The following is a 15,748-nucleotide window of genomic DNA, read 5'->3' as shown; positions in this document are numbered from 1 at the left end:
CATGGCGGAAGCGGGGCGCAACCATCGCCCGGCAACGCGCGTTTACGGCTTCACGGGCACGATCCGGTTGTCGATGAACTGGGCCCAGACGTAGTCGTTCTCGGTCAGCGCGTCATGCTGCTGGGGCGAGAACGGCTTCACGTAGGTCTTGATCAGGCCCTCGTAGCGGTCGATCTTGTAGAAGCCCTCGCGCACCGCGTCGCCCTTGGTGCTGCCGGCCTTGGCAATGGCCAGCGCGGCCAGCTGCGTGGCGTCGTAGGCGTTGGCCACGCCCACGGCCGGCGTGATGTCGTCCGGGCCCTTCACGTCGCTGTACCTGGCCTTCAGGTCGTTGACCACGCGCGTGCTGACCGGCGACGGCGTGCCGAAGAAGCTGTAGGTCTGCACGAAGTGGACGTTCTTCGCGTTCGGTCCCGCCAGTTCCGTGAAGCGGCCGCCGGCCGGGCCCCAATGCGACACCACCGGCACCTTCCAGCCCATGCGGTCGAGCGACTTGACCACCTGTGCCGACGGGCCGACGTTGCCCACCATCAGCAGCACGTCGGCGCCGGCAGCCTTCAGGCGGCCGAGCTGGGGCACCACATCCACGTCGTTGGCCTCGAATTTCTCGACGCCCACCGGCTTGCCGCCCTTGGCGGCCATCGCGGCCACGATGCCTTTCTCGTTCGATTCGCCCCACGGGTTATTCACCAGGATCAGGCCCGGCTTGCTGGCGTTGAACGCCTTCTGTGCGTACTGCAGCATCGCCTTGTCCACCACCTCGTCCACGGCCGAGACGCGGAACGCAAAGTTCGGATTCGCGCCGTTGTGGGTGATCGGCGTACCGGCGGCCCACGGGCCCATGAACGGCACCTTCTCCTGATTGGCGATCGGCACGATGGCCATCGAGACCGGCGTGTCCAGCCCGCCGAACAGCACGGCCACCTTCTCCTTGTAGATCAGTTCGCGCGCGGCCAGCACGCCCTTGGCCGGGTTGCCTTCGTCGTCGCGGCGCACCAGCTCGAGCTTGCGGCCGCCCAGCAGGCCGCCCCTGGCATTGATTTCGTCGATGGCGATGGTCATGCCGCGCGTCAGCGATTCGCCGGCCCGGGCAGACTGGCCCGACAGCGCCGTGATCAGGCCGATCTTGATGGTGTCGGCGGCATGCGCGGGCAGGGCGGTCATGGCGCAGGCGGCCGCAGCGGCAGCGATCAGTGCACGGCGTTGGGGACGAAACATGGCAGATCTCCGGATGGGTGGGTGTCGGCGGGCTGTCTCGCAAGAGCCGTGCCACCGCGTTGACGAATCACCCGGAAAGTCCCGGACAACCGGCATTTCCATACGTAGACGATCTGGCCCGCAATTTGCGAACGATTACGTGACATCCATGCATACGATCGGAATCGGGCATCGCGCACGAAGGCGGTGCCGGTTCCGGGGGCGGATGCACCAACCAGAAGAAAGGCACGCGTTCATGACCTTCAATCCGAGTCCGCTGGCGGCGGCGCAGGCGGCGGCGCCGTCGTTCGGTCCGTTGCGCCATCACGGCCGTTTTCCGTACCGCCCGATCACCGACGCCGATGGGTTCCGCTGGCCCAATGGCGCGCGCCTGGCCGTCTATCTCGGCTTCAATATCGAGCACTTCGCGTTTGGCGAGGGGCTGGGCGCAAACCTGGGCCCGGTATCGCCGCAGCCCGACGTGCTGAACTACAGCTGGCGCGAGTACGGCAACCGGGTGGGGGTATGGCGCTGCCTGGAACTGTTCGATCAGCTCGATATGCCCACCGGCGTGATCCTGAACACGGCCATCTACGATCATTGCCCGGCGGTGCTCGATGCGTGCCTGGCGCGTGGCGACGAACTGATCGGCCATGGCCATACGAATGCCCACCGCCAGAGCGAATTCGACGAGGCTGGCGAGCGTGCGCTGCTGGTGCACTGCCGCGACCGCATCCGCGAACACAGCGGTCGTGCACCGGGTGGCTGGCTGTCGCCCTGGATTTCCGAAACGCTGGTCACGCCGGACCTGCTCGCCGAAGCCGGCTACCGGTACACGCTGAACTGGGCCCACGACGACCGGCCGGTGCGCATGCAGACGCGCAACGGCGGGGCGCTCTGGTCGATCCCGTACCCGCAGGAGCTCAACGACATTCCGATGATCATCGCCCGCCAGCTTGACGGCGCGGCATTCGCCGACATGATCATCGACCAGTTCGATGAAATGCTGCTGCAGGCCAACCATCCGCAGCACCCGCAACCGCTGGTGATGGGCATCGCGCTGCATCCGTATCTGGTGGGGCAGCCGTACCGGCTCAGGCACCTGCGCCGGGCGCTGGCACACATTGCCGCGCGGCGGTCGCACGGCGAGGTCTGGCTGACGACACCAGGCGCGATCTGCGACGCCATGGACGCCCAGGTACCCCTGGCGCTGGATAGCGCCAGTGCCGCCGCGCGCTAACATCATGGGCATTGTTTCCCTGACCGACGCCATGTCATCCAAAGCTGCAAGGAAAGCCGCCCCGAGGGCGGAGGAACCGCGTCCACCGGCGACTTCGGCCGCCCCGGACGCACCGGACGAGCGGCAGGACGCCGACACCCGCATCTACCAGGCGATCTTCGACGGCGTGCTGAACCACCGGCTGACCCCGGGCACCAAGCTGCCCGAACCAGAGCTATGCACGCTGTTTGGCGTGGGCCGGGCCGTGGTGCGGCGTGTGCTGGAAAAGCTCGCGCACGACGGCATCGTGGCGCTGCGGCCCAACAAGGGCGCGGTGATCGCCGAGCCGACGCCCGAGGAAACCAGCCAGATTTTCGAGGCGCGGCGGGCGATGGAGCGGGTGCTGGTGGAACTGGCCGTCGAGCGCGTGACGCCGGACGATCTGCGTGAACTGCGCCGGCAGCTGGCCGACGAGCACGACGCGATGCACCGCTTTGACCAGCCTTCGTGGGCGCGGCTGGCCAGTGGCTTCCATCTGCGGATTGCCGCGCTGGCACGCAACCCGGTGCTGCAACGCTACCTGACCGAACTGGTTTCGCGCTGCTCCCTGATCGTGGGGCTTTACGAGCCACCGGGCCACGCACCCTGCGAGCACGACGAGCACGCCGCCATCGTCGCCTGCATCGAGGCGCGTGACGCCGTGGGTGCGGTGACGCTGATGGAGGCGCACCTGCGCGAACTGGAACAGCGCATCGAAACGTCGCGCATGCAGGGCGAAAAGAGCCTGGCGCAAATGCTGGGCCTGGCCCGGCGTTAGGCCGGAATACCAAGGAACACGATGGAAATTGACTTCACCGCGATCACCGAATATCAGCGTTACAAGCTCATGGCCAGCCTGATCGTGCCGCGACCGATCGCGCTGGTCACCACGCTGGGCCCCGACGGCACGGCCAATGCGGCGCCGTTCTCGATGTTCAACATGCTGGGCGAGGAGCCGCCGATCGTGATGATCAGCGTGAACCGCCTGGGCGACGGCTCGCTGAAGGATACGGCGGCCAATATCGTGCGGACGCAGGAATTCGTCGTGCACCTGAGCGACGAGGCGATGGCCGAGAAAATGCATCGCTGTGGCGAACGCCTGCCGCCGGACATGAGCGAACTGGCCCACGTGGGGCTGACGGCCGCTGCCTGCACCGACGTGGCCCCCCCGCGCATCGCCGAGGCGCCGGTGGCGTTCGAATGCCGGCTCTGGGAAACGCTGGAGACGGAAAGCCGCCAGATCTTTATCGGCCGCGTGCTGCGCCTGCATGCGCGCGACGGGCTGATCGATACCGACCGCTGGCGCGTGCGGCTGCAGGAATATTTCCCCGTGGGCCGCTTCGGCGCCAGCTTCTATGTGACCACGCGCGATCGCTTCTCGCTGGAGAAGGACGCCGGCGTGGTGACTGCGTCAACCGCGATCGACGAGATGTGATCCCGGCGGCACCACCTGATCGACGACTTCTACCCCCCGCCGCTTAGCCCGGATGCACGACGACCAGCAGTGCCGTCGCCACGCTCTTGCCCGGGTTGGCAATGGCATGGGTCACATCGGCGCCGTAGCGCGCGGTTTCGCCATGCTTCAGTTTCTTTTCATCGCCGGCTGACCGCACGGTCATGGCCCCGCCCAGCACCGACAAGTGCTCTTGCGTGCCTGTCTCGTGCGGTTCGGACGCCAGCACGCCCCCGGGCTGGATCGTCAGTTCATACCATTCAAAGCGTCCGGCCAGGTCGATCGGACCCAGGATGCGCAGTTCGCAACGCCCGTCGGGGCTCTTCAGCGCCGGCACCGCGTGCGCCTGAACCACCGTCACGGCGGGCGCCGGGGCCGATTCCGACCCCTGGGCGAGAAACTCCGTCAGGCTCACACCAAGCGCATTGGCCAGCCGCCACAGCACCGCCACCGTGGGATTGGCCAGGTTCCGTTCGATCTGCGACAGCATAGACTTGGAGACACCGGCGCGGCGCGACAGGTCGTCCAGCGAGAGTTGCTGGCTTTGCCGCAGCGCCTGCAGGGCGCTGCCTACCGCCGGCGGGCCATCGACGGCGGCGGGCGGCTTGGCGGGTGAGGGTTGCGTCATCGACATCTGTTCGTTATAGTACACAGTACGTTCGATATATAGAACACGTTCGATTTATCGATCGAACGATCCGAGACACTACCACCGGGAGTCTGGCCATGTCGAGTGCCGAGGCTTTTTATGCATCGATCCGCGCCGAAGTCGATGCCATCCGCGCCGCGGGCCTGTACAAGCGCGAGCGCGTCATTGCCACGCCGCAGGGCGCCACCATCCGCACGGCGGACGGGCGCGAAGTCATCAACCTGTGCGCCAACAACTATCTTGGGTTGTCGTCACACCCGAAGGTGATGGAGGCCGCCCACGCCGCGTTGCGCACGCATGGCTACGGGCTGTCGTCGGTGCGCTTCATCTGCGGCACGCAGGACCTGCACAAGGAATTGGAACGCCGCCTGGCCAGTTTTCTGGGCACCGAGGACACGATCCTCTACGGTTCGGCCTTCGATGCCAACGGCGGCTTGTTCGAAACGCTGCTGGGCCCCGAAGACGCCGTGATCAGCGACGAACTGAACCATGCGTCGATCATCGACGGCATCCGCCTGTCGAAGGCGCGCCGTTACCGCTACAGGCACAACGACCTGGACGACCTGCGCGCGCAACTGAAGCAGGCCGACGCCGAGGGCGCGCGCTTCAAGCTCGTGTTCAGCGACGGCGTCTTTTCGATGGACGGCACGGTGGCGCGCCTGGACGAGATCCGCAAGATCTGCGACGAGCACGGCGCGCTGCTGGGCATCGACGAATGCCACGCCACCGGCTTCATGGGCCAGCGCGGCCGCGGCACGCACGAGGCGCGCGGCGTGTTCGGCAAGATCGACATCATCACCGGCACGCTGGGCAAGGCGCTGGGCGGGGCATCGGGCGGCTTTACGTCCGGCCGCAAGGAAGTGATCGAGCTGCTGCGCCAGCGTTCCCGGCCGTACCTGTTCTCGAATACCGTCGCGCCAGCCATCGTGGGCGGCAGCATCGCCGTGCTGGACCTGCTCGAAGCCAGCACCGAACTGCGCGACAGGCTGGAGCAGAACACGAAGTTCTTCCGCGAAGGCATCGTCAAGCTTGGCTACGACATCAAGCCCGGCGACCATCCGATCGTGCCGATCATGGTGTACGACGCCGAAAAGGCCCAGAAGCTGGCCGACCGCCTGCTGGAACTGGGCGTCTACGTGGTGGGCTTCTTCTACCCCGTGGTGCCGAAGGGGCAGGCGCGCATCCGCGTGCAGATGAGCGCCATCCACGATGAAAGCACCTTGCGTCCGGCACTGGACGCATTTGCCCAGGCCGGGCGCGAGCTGGGACTGATTCCATGACCGATGCCGCAAACAACGCGGTGCCGAAGATCCTGATCATCGGCGCCAACGGGCAACTGGGTTCGGAACTGGCGCTGGCCCTGGCCGAGCGTTACGGCCGCGAGCAGGTGGTGACGTCCGATGTGGTGCCCACGGGGCGCCACGTGCACATCGCCCACGAAATGCTCAATGTCACCGACCGGGGCGAGCTGACCACGGTGATCGAGCGACACGGCATCACGCAGATCTACCTGCTGGCGGCGGCGCTGTCCGCCACGGGCGAAAAGGCGCCGCAATGGGCCTGGAACCTGAACATGACGGGCCTGCTGAACGTGCTGGAGGCCGCGCGCCATCATGGTATCCAGCGCGTGTTCTGGCCCAGTTCGATTGCCGCGTTCGGGCCCACCACGCCGCGGGTGAATACCCCGCAGAAGACCGTGATGGAGCCCACCACGGTCTACGGGATCTCGAAGCAGGCCGGCGAGGGCTGGTGCCGCTGGTACTTCGAAAATCACGGCGTGGACGTGCGCAGCGTGCGCTATCCGGGCCTGATCTCGCACAAGACGCCGCCCGGCGGCGGCACCACCGACTATGCGGTGGACATCTTCCACTACGCCGCGCGCGGCGAGCCCTACACGTGCTTTCTCAATGCCGACGAACGCCTGCCGATGATGTACATGCCCGACGCCATCCGCGCCACGCTGGAGCTGATGGAAGCCCCGCGCGAAGCGGTACGCGAGCGCGGCAGCTACAACCTTGCCGGCATGAGCTTCACGCCGGCCGAGATTGCCGAAGCCATCCGCAAGCGCGAACCGGGCTTCGAGATCCGCTACGAAGCCGATTACCGGCAGGCCATCGCGCAGGGCTGGCCCGATTCGATCGATGACAGCGCCGCCCGGCAGGATTGGGGCTGGCAGCCGCATTACGGCCTGCAGGAGATGGTCGACGACATGCTTCGGAACCTGCGGGCAACGGCCGGGGCGGGGGCCGTGGCGGCGGCTGCGGCGGCTGCAGGATAAGGGGCGGGCGGGTTCAGTCGCTGCCCGACTGTCCCGGCCACCAGGCGAAACGCCAGTCCGCATAGCTGCCGGCCTGGGCAAAGGCGGCTTCCTCGGCCACATGGCTGTACTGCCTGAGCGGGCGAAGCGGCGACGTGCTGTGGACACCCAGGAAGCCGTCGCCGGGCGCGGGGAGATATTGCCAGTCGCCGCCGGTCATGGGGTCGCGCCAGGCGCGACGCAGCCATCGGCGTGGCTCGCTGCCGCGCTGATCGTCCACGAGGTCGTCGAGCGTACGCGGATAGCTGCCGTCGCCGTTCTCGACATATCGCCGGATGGCCACCTGGATCTCCCGCCCAACGTGGCGCAGCTCGAACTCCCGCTCGCGCTGGGCGCGGGTCTGCCAGACATCGCCGATTTTCATCAGGTAGATGCCGGTCACTGCCACGGCCGCCAGGCACAACACCAATGCAAAACCGGCCGGGCGGCCGATGCTAGAGTTCCTCGAACGGCGTGCCATCGCGGGTCTGGCCGGGCGCGGTGCTGCGAACATCGAAAACGCCTTCGGGTGCCGGGCGGCCGTAGGCCGTGCTGTCCGACATCGGCGGCGGAACCACCCGCCAGGCCGTGGTACTGCGCAGGATGGGATCTACCGGAATCTGGCGCAGATATGACTGCGCCACCAATGCCTCCAGCGACGGCGGGTAATCGCCGTGATCGGCGTGGAACCGATCGATCGCCTCGCGCATCGCCAGCAGGTTGTGCCGCAGCACCACCTCTTCGGCGCGGTCGGTCTGGGTGGCATAGCGCGGCACGACCAGCGTCATCAACGCGGCCATGATGGCCAGCACTACCAGCAGTTCGATCAGCGTAAAGCCGGCCCGGCGTTGGTTGGCGAAAATACGACGTCCCATCTACCAGTCCTTGTAACGCACGCCGTTGGTGCCGACATCCATCGATGTCGAATAGACGTCGAAGACGTCGTCACCGGCTTCGGGAGCATCGGGCGGGCTTGCGTAGGCGCGCAGGCCCCAGGTATCTGCGTCGGGGGTGCCGGGGCAGGCGCACATCGGATCGCGCGGAATGCGGCGCAGGAAATAGAGTTTGGCGCCGGCCGGGTTGCGGATGTCAGTCACGCCTTCGACCAGCGCGGCCAGCGTGGGTGGATAACCGCTGGCCCCGACCATGCGCGTCAGGCGGCCGCCGTCCATGGCAGCCTTGTGGGCGTCGATTGCCTCACGGATCTGCCACAACGCCCGGCGCAGTTCGGCCTCCCGATTCTGCTGCGCGGCAATGCGGGCGAGCGGCCACGCGATCATGGCCAGCGTGGCCAGCAGGGTCAGCGTCACCAGCACTTCGATCAGCGTGAAGCCTGCGCTCCCGCGCGCCGCTGCGCCCAGGCGTGTTGTGGCGCATCTCATTGACTGAAGTCCAAGGATGGCCCCGGCTTGGCGGGCACGCGCGCGGGCTGCGCGGCGGCGGGCGCAGGCTGCAGCACCAGCGGGGCGGTGGTGATTGCGCCCTGGGGCCCGCTATTGAACTCGGTGACGTGCGCGGCCGGCACGGGAAGATTGCGCACGATGCGCGGTGTGATCAGCAGCACCAGTTCGGTGGTGGTCGTCTTGGTCTCGCGGGTGCCAAAGACACGATCGAGAATCGGAATATCGCCAAGTCCCGGGATGGCGTGACCGCGCGACTGCGCATTGCGGTTGAGCAGTCCGGCCAGCACCTGGGTTTCGCCGTCCCGGGCGGTCATGTTGGTCTCGGCCTTGCGCGTGCCGATCTGGTAGGCCATCAGCCCGGTCTGGGTCTTGATCGTGCTGACGACATTCGACACTTCCAGCGCCACCTTGACACTGATCTCGCCGTCCTGCGACAGCGTCGGCGTGACATCGAGCTGCAGGCCCACGTCCTGGTAGCTGACCGATTCGGTGACCACGCCATTGCCGTTGACCGTCGTTACCACGGGCAGCCGGTCGCCAATCATGATCTTGGCTTTTTCCCGATTCTTGACGCGAATGCGAGGATTGGCCAGCAATTGCCCCTGGCCTGTCTCGCGCGCCAGGTTGGCCGTGACCACCGGATCGCCGAGATTGACACCGACCTTGTCGCCGTTCAGATGCCGCAGTTCGTTCCAGGTCAGCGTGCCGGCCTTGCCGGCGGCGCCCGCAACCGATGCGGAGATGCTCGACGGATAGCGAATGCCAAGGTTCAGGGCATCGGCGTTGTTGACCTCCAGAATCTGCACATCGAACATCACCTCGGATTGCGGCAGGTCATGGGCGATCACCAGCCGCTCGGCCACTTCCACGGCTTCAGGCGTGTCCCGGACCACCAGCATGCCTAGCCGTTCGTCCACATAGACGTCTTTCGTCTTCACGATCTGCTTGATCATGCTCATTACCTGCTTGGGATCGGCGTTGCTCAGGTAGAACGTGCGCGTGGTCAGATCGCGGTATTGCTGCTGCTTGTCGGCCACCTTGGGGTAGATCAGCAGCGTTGTGTCGTTGAGAATCTTTTTGTCGAGGTGGTTGGTGGACAGCACCAGGTCAACGATGGCCTCCACCGAGGTGTCGTTGGCGGACACCGTGGCACGCAGGTCCTGCGGCACGTCCTTGTCCAGCACAAAGTTGAGCTTCGACAGCGTGGAGATGGTGGTCAGCACCGTGGCCAGTGGCTGGTCGCGGAACTGTACGGAAATGGGCTGGCGCAGCGACGCGGCCAGTGTGCGCGCCGGGCGGCCCCGCTGGCGTTCCTGCGTCACCACCAGTGCGTCGCGCAAGGCGCGTGCCTGGGCGTGCCGGCCGTCGGTGGCCAGCGCGTCGTCCAGCGTGTCGATGGCGCCGGCCGGGTTGGCGTCTGCCTGTGCCCGTGCCGCTGCGACCGCTGCAGCCATGGGCCGTGCGCTGGCGGCACGCCGGGCGCCCTCCAGCGCACGCGCGTTGGCAGGATCGATGGACAGCGCTTCGGCAAACGATGCGGCCGCGGCATCCACGTTCCCGAGATCGAGCTGCACGGCGCCTTGCTGCACGAGCGTCCAGATGCGCTGTTCGCGCTCCACGCGAAAGCGAAGCTGGCTCGCGACATCGTCTGGCGCCGCGGCGGCGTCGGCGGCGGCCTTTTCGAGCGACGCGCCGGGGTTCGGTGCGGCACCTGGCGCCCGGCCGGGCAAGGCCGCGCAGCCGCTGAGCAAGAGCGCGCTGACGGCTATGGCGCTCAACTGCATGGGGACATTCAAGGTAAGACTCTCCTGGTGTCTGGGGCGTCAGGTGGGTACGCCCAGATGCAAGCGGTTTCCTGTCGACAAATCGGTCACGGTGGCACCCGACGCGTCGATGGCGTCGAGCCGGTATCCCTTCCATCGTTCGCCGGGACGTAGCCGGCCGGGTGTCGCGCACTGCTCGCAGGCGATGCGGGTGTCCTGGCCAAGCGTGAGCACGACCATCACCCCCCTGGTGTCGCGCCAGATTGCGCTGGCTTCGAGGGCGGCACGCGCCGTGACGCGCGCCGATTCCGCCGCCCGCGCCGGGTCGGCTTCGGCATATGGCTCCAGCGAAGGGGTCATCGCGCCAAGTCGCCACGCTGGCGGCGCGAACAGGTCCACCGAGCGGCGCTGTTCTGGCGTTTCGGCTATGTGTTTGGACGGCGTTGCCGGGGCGCTTGCCGGTAGTGGCTGGCGTATTCCGGCATCCGTCGTGCTCGCAGCGTCGTCGGACCGGCCGATCCAGGCGGCGTAGAGCGATGCGCAGACCGTGGCCACCAGCAGGTACTGCAGGGATCGGGAAATCTTCATGGTCCGGTCTCCACTAGGTAGCTGATCTGCACCAGCGCGTTGACCGTCCGGCTGGCGTCGGACTGGCGCAGGAACGATATCGATTCGATCCGCACGCCAGCGATCTCCTCCAACGTTGCGAGGTAGTCGCGCAGTTCGGGGTAGCGGCCTTCGATGGTGTAGCGCATCGTATGGCGCAGCAGCCGCTGGCCGGCTTCGGCGCGGGAGGTGTAGTCGATCTCCGTCAGGGCGATCGAGCGGGCCGTGGCCAATGCCGCGTGGGCGCGCAGGAATTCGGTGTACGTGGAGGCGTCGGGCAGGGTGTGCTGGCGAGCCGGCATCGCCCTGACCGCCAGTTCGCGCTTCAACGCGGCCACTTGCCCGGTCTGCTGCTGCAATGCAGCCGTTTGCGCCAGGCGCTCCGGCCGGATATGCGTGACGACAGCCACGACACTCCCCAGGGCAAGTGCGATGCCGGCCGCGCCCAGCCATCCCAAGGTGTGCCGCCAGCGGCGGAGCATCCAGATGATGCGGTTCATCGCGCGGTCTCCTGCCTATCCTGCCAACGCAGCCGAAGCTCGGCCTCGACGGCGTGGTCGCCTTGCCGCTGGCGGGTCAGCGATACGGGGCCGACGGCAGGCGTGGCCGACAGGCGGTCGACCAGCGTCAGCAGTGCATCGGCATGCTCGGCTTCCAGTTCGATCCGCTGCGTGCGCGCCGCGCCGTCCACGTCAAGGCGGGCGATCGCCACGTCTTCGGCCCAGCTCTGCTCCAGCCAGGCCAACGTCGGCACCAGCTTTTCCGCCTGTCTGGCGGCGACGTCAGTCTGCTGGGCGGCTTTGGCAGGGGGCCGGCCAGCCAGCTTGCGGCGCAGCGTGGCGCTTTCGGCCTCGATGGCAACCCGTTCGGCGCGCAGCGACGCGAGGGCGCGGTGTTCGTACGTCGCCCAGATAGCAACGCCGATGCCGATTGCGAGCAGGCCGGCGCCGAGCGACGCCCGGTGTAACCCGCCGCACCGCGTTGCAGCCAGAAGATTCGGCGGTCGCGCCATCATGCCGAGCCGCCTTCGCCGATGGCGCACAGATGGTCGCCCAGCCAGTGGATGCGGTCGTCCGGCGCCGCTGCGTCGCCAATCAGGGCGACCGTGTCGGGCGCCGGCGCCGACGCCGACAGCGCCAGGCAGCGCAGCACGGCATGGATCTGTGGCGATACATCGGCCTGCGCGGCCACCGTGGTCATTGCCGTGATCGAAGGTCCGTCTCGCAACGCGCATGTCAGCGTGCCGCGTTCATGCATCGCCAGCGCGCAGCCGGTGCCCGGCAGCTCGCGTCGATAACGGTGCAGCGCATAGGCGAAGGTTGACGTTGCGGCGGCTAGGTGCACGCGATGCGATTGGCACTGCGCCATCAGGGCGTCCATTAGTGGCGTACTGCCAATGATGGCCAGGCGCGGCGCGCCATGGCGGGCTGGCGTCAAGGCGATATGCGCCGGTTTGTCGCGGCCGTCGCCAGGATGCGTGCCCGCCTCGCCACCCGGTTCTTCGCTGGCCGCGCCTGCCCATGCCATCCATTCGGCTTCGGAAACCAGGCGCGGATGCCAGGGCACGACGACATGCCGGGTCCACGGAAAGCCCAGCCGTACCGTGACACGGTGGCCCGACAGCGGCGCAAGCAGCGCGTCGGTGGCCTGCAGAGCGTCTTCGATGCCGGCCGTTTCGCGGTAGAGGGCCGGTGCTTGATGCATGGCGTTGCCACCTTCGGCGCGCAGGAAGACGGCGTCACGCAGAATCCAGAGCCCGTGCTTATTCGACGAACGTGACACGGTTTGCCTCCTGTAGGGTGGTGACCCCCTGAGCCACCAGGGCCAGCGTGGACTGTCGCAGCGAGGCAAAGCCGCCCGCTCGCGCCAGGGCACGTTGTTCGCCCGAGGGCGCCTGCCCGAGGATTGCGTCGCGCAGGGCATCGTCGATGCGCAAGACTTCGGCCACCGCGCGGCGCCCGCGATATCCGGTGCCGTGGCAGGCGTCACAGCCCCGGCCGGCGCGCAGGCGCCAACTGGCCACCGATGCAGCCACCAGACCCGAGCGCGCCAGCAGTTCGGCGCCCGGGCGGAAGGATTCCCCGCAATCGGGGCAGATCGTCCGGATTAGTTGCTGGGCCACGATGCCGATCAGCGATTCCACCAGGCTGTGTGGCGGGATGCCCATGTGCAGGAATCGGTCGACCACCGAGAACGCGCCATTGGCGTGGACGCTGGTCAGTACCAGGTGGCCGGTCAGCGCGGCCTGGACGGCGATGCTGGCGGTTTCCCCATCGCGGATCTCGCCCACGAGGATCTTGTCGGGGTCGTGCCGCAGGATCGAGCGCAGCCCGCGCGCGAAGGTCAGGCCCTTGCGGTCGTTGACCGGAATCTGCAGCACGCCCGGCAGTTCATACTCGACGGGGTCCTCGATCGTGATGATCTTTTCCGCGCCCGTGTCCAATTCGGACAGCGTGGCGTAGAGCGTGGTGGACTTGCCCGAACCCGTGGGGCCCGTCACCAGCAGCAGGCCGTGCGGCATGGCGGCCAGCGCACGGATGGCAGCCACGGCCTGGGCGTCATGGCCGAGCCGGTCCAGGCTCAGGCGGCCGCCTGCCGTGTTGCCGCCCCGCTTGTCGAGCACACGCAGCACGGCATCCTCGCCGTGGATCGACGGCATGATTGACACGCGGAAATCGATCTCGCGGCCGTCCACGGTTGCCTTGAAGCGGCCATCCTGCGGAACGCGGCGCTCGGCGATGTCCAGCTCTGCCATGACCTTGAGGCGGGATATGGCCTGTTCTGCGACTTCGATGCCGGCCGCGGTGGCGGCATCGAGCAGCACCCCGTCGATGCGATATCTGACGGCCAGCGCGTCTTGCCGGGTTTCGAGGTGAATGTCCGACGCGGCCATGCGCAATGCATCGTAAAGCGTGGAGTTGACCAGCCGGACCACCGGGCTGGTGTCCTGCGCCAGGCTGGTCAGCGAGATGCCGGCGTCGGGCAACGCGTCCGCATGCGGCCCGGGCGCCGTGGCGACATGATCCAGCGCCCGCTGGCGTTCGCCATGGCTGTCGAGCATCGCGCGCACGAGATCTGTGGCGCCCAGGCATTCGGCGCAGGACAGGCCGGCGAGCGCCAGTCGCCGGGCGACATGCTGACGCACGGCCAGGCGCGTGGGGTCGGTCAGGACCAATGTCAGGGCGGGCGACGCCGGTTCGAGTTGTGCCAGCACGCAGCCGCCCGCGACGGCATCGGCATAGGGAAACAGGTCGAAGCGTGGCACGGCGGCGGCCAGGGCCACGGCATCGACCAGCGGCAAGCCGAGCAGGGCGGCGACGTGCGCGGCGCAGGCGTCCGGCGGCAGGCCGCTGGCTTGAGCCACCACGTCCTGCAGGTCGCGTCCGGGCTCGGCATCGCGCAGCGCCTGTAGCGCCTGCAGCGTTGGCACGGGTGGGGAGGCTGGCGCGTGCGCTGTCATTGCATGCTCCCGGCAAGCTCGAAGATCGGCATGTAAAGCAGGAAGACGATGCCGCCGACCAGGGCGCCAACCGCAAGCATCAGCACCGGTTCCACCAGTTTGGTGGCGGTGTCGATGGCCCGGTCGATGGCCTCGTCGCAGAATTGCGCCGCGCGTTCGCACATCTCGGGCAGTTCGCCGCTGCGTTCGCCTACGCGCAGCAGCCGTTCGGCCACGGGTGTGGTCAACCCGTGCCGGGCCAGGGTGTCGGCCATCGGCTTGCCGGCCTCGATCTCGGCAATGGCCTGCGACATGGCGCCGTGCAAGTGCCGCGGCAGAAGCGGGGCGGCCAGCCGCAGCGCGGGGATGGCCGCCATGCCGCCCCCCAGCAGCAGGCCGGTGGTCCGGTACAGCCGGGTCAGCGCCAGCAGGTGCTGGAACGCGTGGAGGCGGGGGACGTGCCAGCTCAGTGCGGCAATGCGGCGCACCAGTCGTACTTGCCGGGCGCCGGCAACCAGCAGCAGGGCCGACACCACCATCCCCAGCGCCATCGTGCCGCCGTGCGCATCGACGGTCTGGCCCCACCACAGGAGCCAGCGTGCGGTCGCGGGCAGTTCACGCATCGATGCGTAGACCTGGCTGAAGCGCGGAATCACGAAGAACAGCAGAAACGCCATGATGCCCGCACCGATCGCTATGACCACGGCGGGGTAGATCAAGGCGCTGGCGACCTTCCGGCGGACAGCGCCCAGGCGTGCCTGGTAGTGGTGATAGCGCGCCAGCGCGTCGGCAAGATGGCCGGTGCGCTCGGCCGACGCGACCGTGGCCACGTACAGCGTCGGGAAGTGGCCGGGCATGCCTGCCAGCACGCCGGAAAGCGGCAAGCCCCGATAGAGGCCGGCGACGATCTGATCGAGCACGGTGCGGGTGGCGGTCTCCGACGCGCCGCCGGTCTTGTCCCGCAAGGCCTCCACGGACTCGACCAGCGACAGCCCAGCACGCAGCAGGGCGATCAGTTCCTGCGTGAACAGGGCGATGCCGAAGGGCGCTTGGCGGCGCAGCATCACGATGCGGCGGCATGCCAGCACGTGGCCGCCATCCGTCTGCGCTTGCCGCCGGGCATCGGCGGCGGAGGGCGCGAATATCCGGAGGTCGTGGATCTGGCCGCTACGGGCGACGGTAAGACGGTACTGCATCGGACACCCTCACCAGACAATGTCGCTGGCGTAGCCGGTGCCGCCGGGCTTGCCATCGGCGCCATGGGAAAACAGGTCGTAGTCCTTGCCATCGGTGCCGGGCTGCCGGTATTGGTAGGGCTGTCCCCACGGATCGGCGGGGATGTCGCGGGTCAGGTAGGGCCCGTGCCAGCGGTTGCCGGCATCCGCCGGCGGTTCGATGAGCGCGGTCAGGCCGGCTTCCGTCGAGGGGAAATGTCCGGTGTCGAGCCGGTAGCGATCGAGCGCGTCGCCCAGCGCCTTCAGTTGCCCGGACGCGGTCTTGACCTTGGCCTTGTCGAGTTCGCGGAACAGCCTGGGGCCGACGAAGCCCGCCAGCATGGCGATGATCAGCAGGACCACCAGCAGTTCCAGGAGCGTGAAGCCACCCTGTGGGCGGCGGCGGGATGCGATATGCGAAAGCGAGGACATGGACAACTCGGAAGAATCGGGGCGCCGCCGAGGCCATG

The 15,748-nt window shown here is 67.6% G+C and carries 18 protein-coding genes; 5 read left to right on the top strand and 13 right to left on the bottom strand.

The annotated features are described in order from the left end of the window. Nucleotides 1–42: 42 nt before the first annotated feature. Nucleotides 43–1,218 carry an ABC transporter substrate-binding protein gene (locus tag AC3G88_RS27395; protein ID WP_488773639.1) on the bottom strand — a complete coding sequence of 392 codons (1,176 nt, stop codon included), beginning with the start codon at nt 1,216–1,218 and terminating at the stop codon, nt 43–45. A gap of 235 nt (nt 1,219–1,453) precedes the next feature. Between AC3G88_RS27395 and AC3G88_RS27390 the strand changes: the two genes are divergently transcribed. Genes AC3G88_RS27390 through AC3G88_RS27380 form a run of 3 tightly spaced genes read left to right on the top strand, consistent with a single transcriptional unit; the run spans nt 1,454 to nt 3,890 of the window. Further along, on the top strand, nt 1,454–2,437 hold the full coding sequence (locus tag AC3G88_RS27390) for a polysaccharide deacetylase family protein (protein WP_488894336.1): 984 nt from the start codon (nt 1,454–1,456) through the stop codon (nt 2,435–2,437). A gap of 31 nt (nt 2,438–2,468) precedes the next feature. After that, a complete protein-coding gene (locus AC3G88_RS27385) occupies nt 2,469–3,233 on the top strand; it encodes a GntR family transcriptional regulator (protein WP_488894335.1) in 765 nt (254 codons plus the stop codon). A 21-nt stretch (nt 3,234–3,254) separates the two neighbouring features. Then, the gene (locus AC3G88_RS27380; protein ID WP_488773635.1) at nt 3,255–3,890 is read left to right on the top strand and encodes a flavin reductase family protein; all 636 of its coding nucleotides are present in this window, start codon (nt 3,255–3,257) and stop codon (nt 3,888–3,890) included. A 43-nt stretch (nt 3,891–3,933) separates the two neighbouring features. On the opposite strand, the gene AC3G88_RS27375 is transcribed toward AC3G88_RS27380, so the two are convergent. Continuing rightward, on the bottom strand, nt 3,934–4,536 hold the full coding sequence (locus AC3G88_RS27375) for a helix-turn-helix domain-containing protein (protein WP_488773634.1): 603 nt from the start codon (nt 4,534–4,536) through the stop codon (nt 3,934–3,936). Nucleotides 4,537–4,634: 98 nt separating this feature from the next. Here AC3G88_RS27375 and kbl point away from each other — a divergent pair, with 98 nt between their 5' ends. After that, nucleotides 4,635–5,837, top strand: a complete 1,203-nt coding sequence (gene kbl / locus AC3G88_RS27370; protein ID WP_488773633.1) for a glycine C-acetyltransferase — start codon at nt 4,635–4,637, stop codon at nt 5,835–5,837. Next, nucleotides 5,834–6,835: an L-threonine 3-dehydrogenase gene (locus AC3G88_RS27365; RefSeq protein WP_488773632.1), complete on the top strand. Its 1,002-nt coding sequence runs from the start codon at nt 5,834–5,836 to the stop codon at nt 6,833–6,835. The genes kbl and AC3G88_RS27365 overlap by 4 nt, the downstream gene beginning before the upstream one ends. A gap of 13 nt (nt 6,836–6,848) precedes the next feature. Here AC3G88_RS27365 and AC3G88_RS27360 read toward each other — a convergent pair whose 3' ends face one another. The 11 genes from AC3G88_RS27360 to gspG are packed head-to-tail and all read right to left on the bottom strand — an operon-like array spanning nt 6,849 to nt 15,710. Further along, nucleotides 6,849–7,334, bottom strand: a complete 486-nt coding sequence (locus AC3G88_RS27360; RefSeq protein ID WP_488773631.1) for a type II secretion system protein — start codon at nt 7,332–7,334, stop codon at nt 6,849–6,851. Then, the gene (locus AC3G88_RS27355; RefSeq protein ID WP_488773630.1) at nt 7,309–7,728 is read right to left on the bottom strand and encodes a type II secretion system protein; all 420 of its coding nucleotides are present in this window, start codon (nt 7,726–7,728) and stop codon (nt 7,309–7,311) included. Before AC3G88_RS27355 ends, AC3G88_RS27360 begins: the two co-directional genes overlap by 26 nt. After that, the gene (locus tag AC3G88_RS27350; protein ID WP_488773629.1) at nt 7,729–8,235 is read right to left on the bottom strand and encodes a type II secretion system protein; all 507 of its coding nucleotides are present in this window, start codon (nt 8,233–8,235) and stop codon (nt 7,729–7,731) included. Next, nucleotides 8,232–10,052, bottom strand: a complete 1,821-nt coding sequence (locus AC3G88_RS27345; protein ID WP_488773628.1) for a secretin N-terminal domain-containing protein — start codon at nt 10,050–10,052, stop codon at nt 8,232–8,234. Before AC3G88_RS27345 ends, AC3G88_RS27350 begins: the two co-directional genes overlap by 4 nt. 27 nt (nt 10,053–10,079) lie before the next feature. Then, the gene (locus AC3G88_RS27340) at nt 10,080–10,607 is read right to left on the bottom strand and encodes a hypothetical protein (protein ID WP_488773627.1); all 528 of its coding nucleotides are present in this window, start codon (nt 10,605–10,607) and stop codon (nt 10,080–10,082) included. Next, nucleotides 10,604–11,125, bottom strand: a complete 522-nt coding sequence (locus AC3G88_RS27335; RefSeq protein WP_488773626.1) for a hypothetical protein — start codon at nt 11,123–11,125, stop codon at nt 10,604–10,606. Before AC3G88_RS27335 ends, AC3G88_RS27340 begins: the two co-directional genes overlap by 4 nt. Further along, the gene (locus AC3G88_RS27330; protein ID WP_488773625.1) at nt 11,122–11,640 is read right to left on the bottom strand and encodes a hypothetical protein; all 519 of its coding nucleotides are present in this window, start codon (nt 11,638–11,640) and stop codon (nt 11,122–11,124) included. Before AC3G88_RS27330 ends, AC3G88_RS27335 begins: the two co-directional genes overlap by 4 nt. Then, a complete protein-coding gene (locus AC3G88_RS27325) occupies nt 11,637–12,407 on the bottom strand; it encodes a hypothetical protein (RefSeq protein ID WP_488773624.1) in 771 nt (256 codons plus the stop codon). The genes AC3G88_RS27330 and AC3G88_RS27325 overlap by 4 nt, the downstream gene beginning before the upstream one ends. Then, on the bottom strand, nt 12,388–14,085 hold the full coding sequence (locus tag AC3G88_RS27320) for a GspE/PulE family protein (RefSeq protein ID WP_488773623.1): 1,698 nt from the start codon (nt 14,083–14,085) through the stop codon (nt 12,388–12,390). The genes AC3G88_RS27325 and AC3G88_RS27320 overlap by 20 nt, the downstream gene beginning before the upstream one ends. Continuing rightward, nucleotides 14,082–15,260, bottom strand: a complete 1,179-nt coding sequence (locus tag AC3G88_RS27315; protein WP_488773622.1) for a type II secretion system F family protein — start codon at nt 15,258–15,260, stop codon at nt 14,082–14,084. Before AC3G88_RS27315 ends, AC3G88_RS27320 begins: the two co-directional genes overlap by 4 nt. A 9-nt stretch (nt 15,261–15,269) precedes the next feature. Beyond that, nucleotides 15,270–15,710 carry a type II secretion system major pseudopilin GspG gene (gene gspG, locus AC3G88_RS27310; RefSeq protein WP_488773621.1) on the bottom strand — a complete coding sequence of 147 codons (441 nt, stop codon included), beginning with the start codon at nt 15,708–15,710 and terminating at the stop codon, nt 15,270–15,272. Nucleotides 15,711–15,748 lie beyond the last annotated feature (38 nt).

It is taken from the genome of Cupriavidus sp. 86D6, from assembly GCF_057815095.1.
The sequence above is the reverse complement of the archived record's forward strand: the minus strand, read 5'-3'. Positions and strand labels throughout refer to the sequence as shown.

Excerpts from the sequence above, each read along its gene's own strand:
- AC3G88_RS27395 (WP_488773639.1), bottom strand. The coding sequence starts at position 1,218 with ATGTTTCGTCCCCAACGCCGTGCACTGATCGCTGCCGCTGCGGCCGCC.
- AC3G88_RS27390 (WP_488894336.1), top strand. The coding sequence starts at position 1,454 with ATGACCTTCAATCCGAGTCCGCTGGCGGCGGCGCAGGCGGCGGCGCCG.
- AC3G88_RS27385 (WP_488894335.1), top strand. The coding sequence starts at position 2,469 with ATGTCATCCAAAGCTGCAAGGAAAGCCGCCCCGAGGGCGGAGGAACCG.
- AC3G88_RS27380 (WP_488773635.1), top strand. The coding sequence starts at position 3,255 with ATGGAAATTGACTTCACCGCGATCACCGAATATCAGCGTTACAAGCTC.
- AC3G88_RS27375 (WP_488773634.1), bottom strand. The coding sequence starts at position 4,536 with ATGACGCAACCCTCACCCGCCAAGCCGCCCGCCGCCGTCGATGGCCCG.
- kbl (WP_488773633.1), top strand. The coding sequence starts at position 4,635 with ATGTCGAGTGCCGAGGCTTTTTATGCATCGATCCGCGCCGAAGTCGAT.
- AC3G88_RS27365 (WP_488773632.1), top strand. The coding sequence starts at position 5,834 with ATGACCGATGCCGCAAACAACGCGGTGCCGAAGATCCTGATCATCGGC.
- AC3G88_RS27360 (WP_488773631.1), bottom strand. The coding sequence starts at position 7,334 with ATGGCACGCCGTTCGAGGAACTCTAGCATCGGCCGCCCGGCCGGTTTT.
- AC3G88_RS27355 (WP_488773630.1), bottom strand. The coding sequence starts at position 7,728 with ATGGGACGTCGTATTTTCGCCAACCAACGCCGGGCCGGCTTTACGCTG.
- AC3G88_RS27350 (WP_488773629.1), bottom strand. The coding sequence starts at position 8,235 with ATGAGATGCGCCACAACACGCCTGGGCGCAGCGGCGCGCGGGAGCGCA.
- AC3G88_RS27340 (WP_488773627.1), bottom strand. The coding sequence starts at position 10,607 with ATGAAGATTTCCCGATCCCTGCAGTACCTGCTGGTGGCCACGGTCTGC.
- AC3G88_RS27335 (WP_488773626.1), bottom strand. The coding sequence starts at position 11,125 with ATGAACCGCATCATCTGGATGCTCCGCCGCTGGCGGCACACCTTGGGA.
- AC3G88_RS27330 (WP_488773625.1), bottom strand. The coding sequence starts at position 11,640 with ATGATGGCGCGACCGCCGAATCTTCTGGCTGCAACGCGGTGCGGCGGG.
- AC3G88_RS27320 (WP_488773623.1), bottom strand. The coding sequence starts at position 14,085 with ATGACAGCGCACGCGCCAGCCTCCCCACCCGTGCCAACGCTGCAGGCG.
- AC3G88_RS27315 (WP_488773622.1), bottom strand. The coding sequence starts at position 15,260 with ATGCAGTACCGTCTTACCGTCGCCCGTAGCGGCCAGATCCACGACCTC.
- gspG (WP_488773621.1), bottom strand. The coding sequence starts at position 15,710 with ATGTCCTCGCTTTCGCATATCGCATCCCGCCGCCGCCCACAGGGTGGC.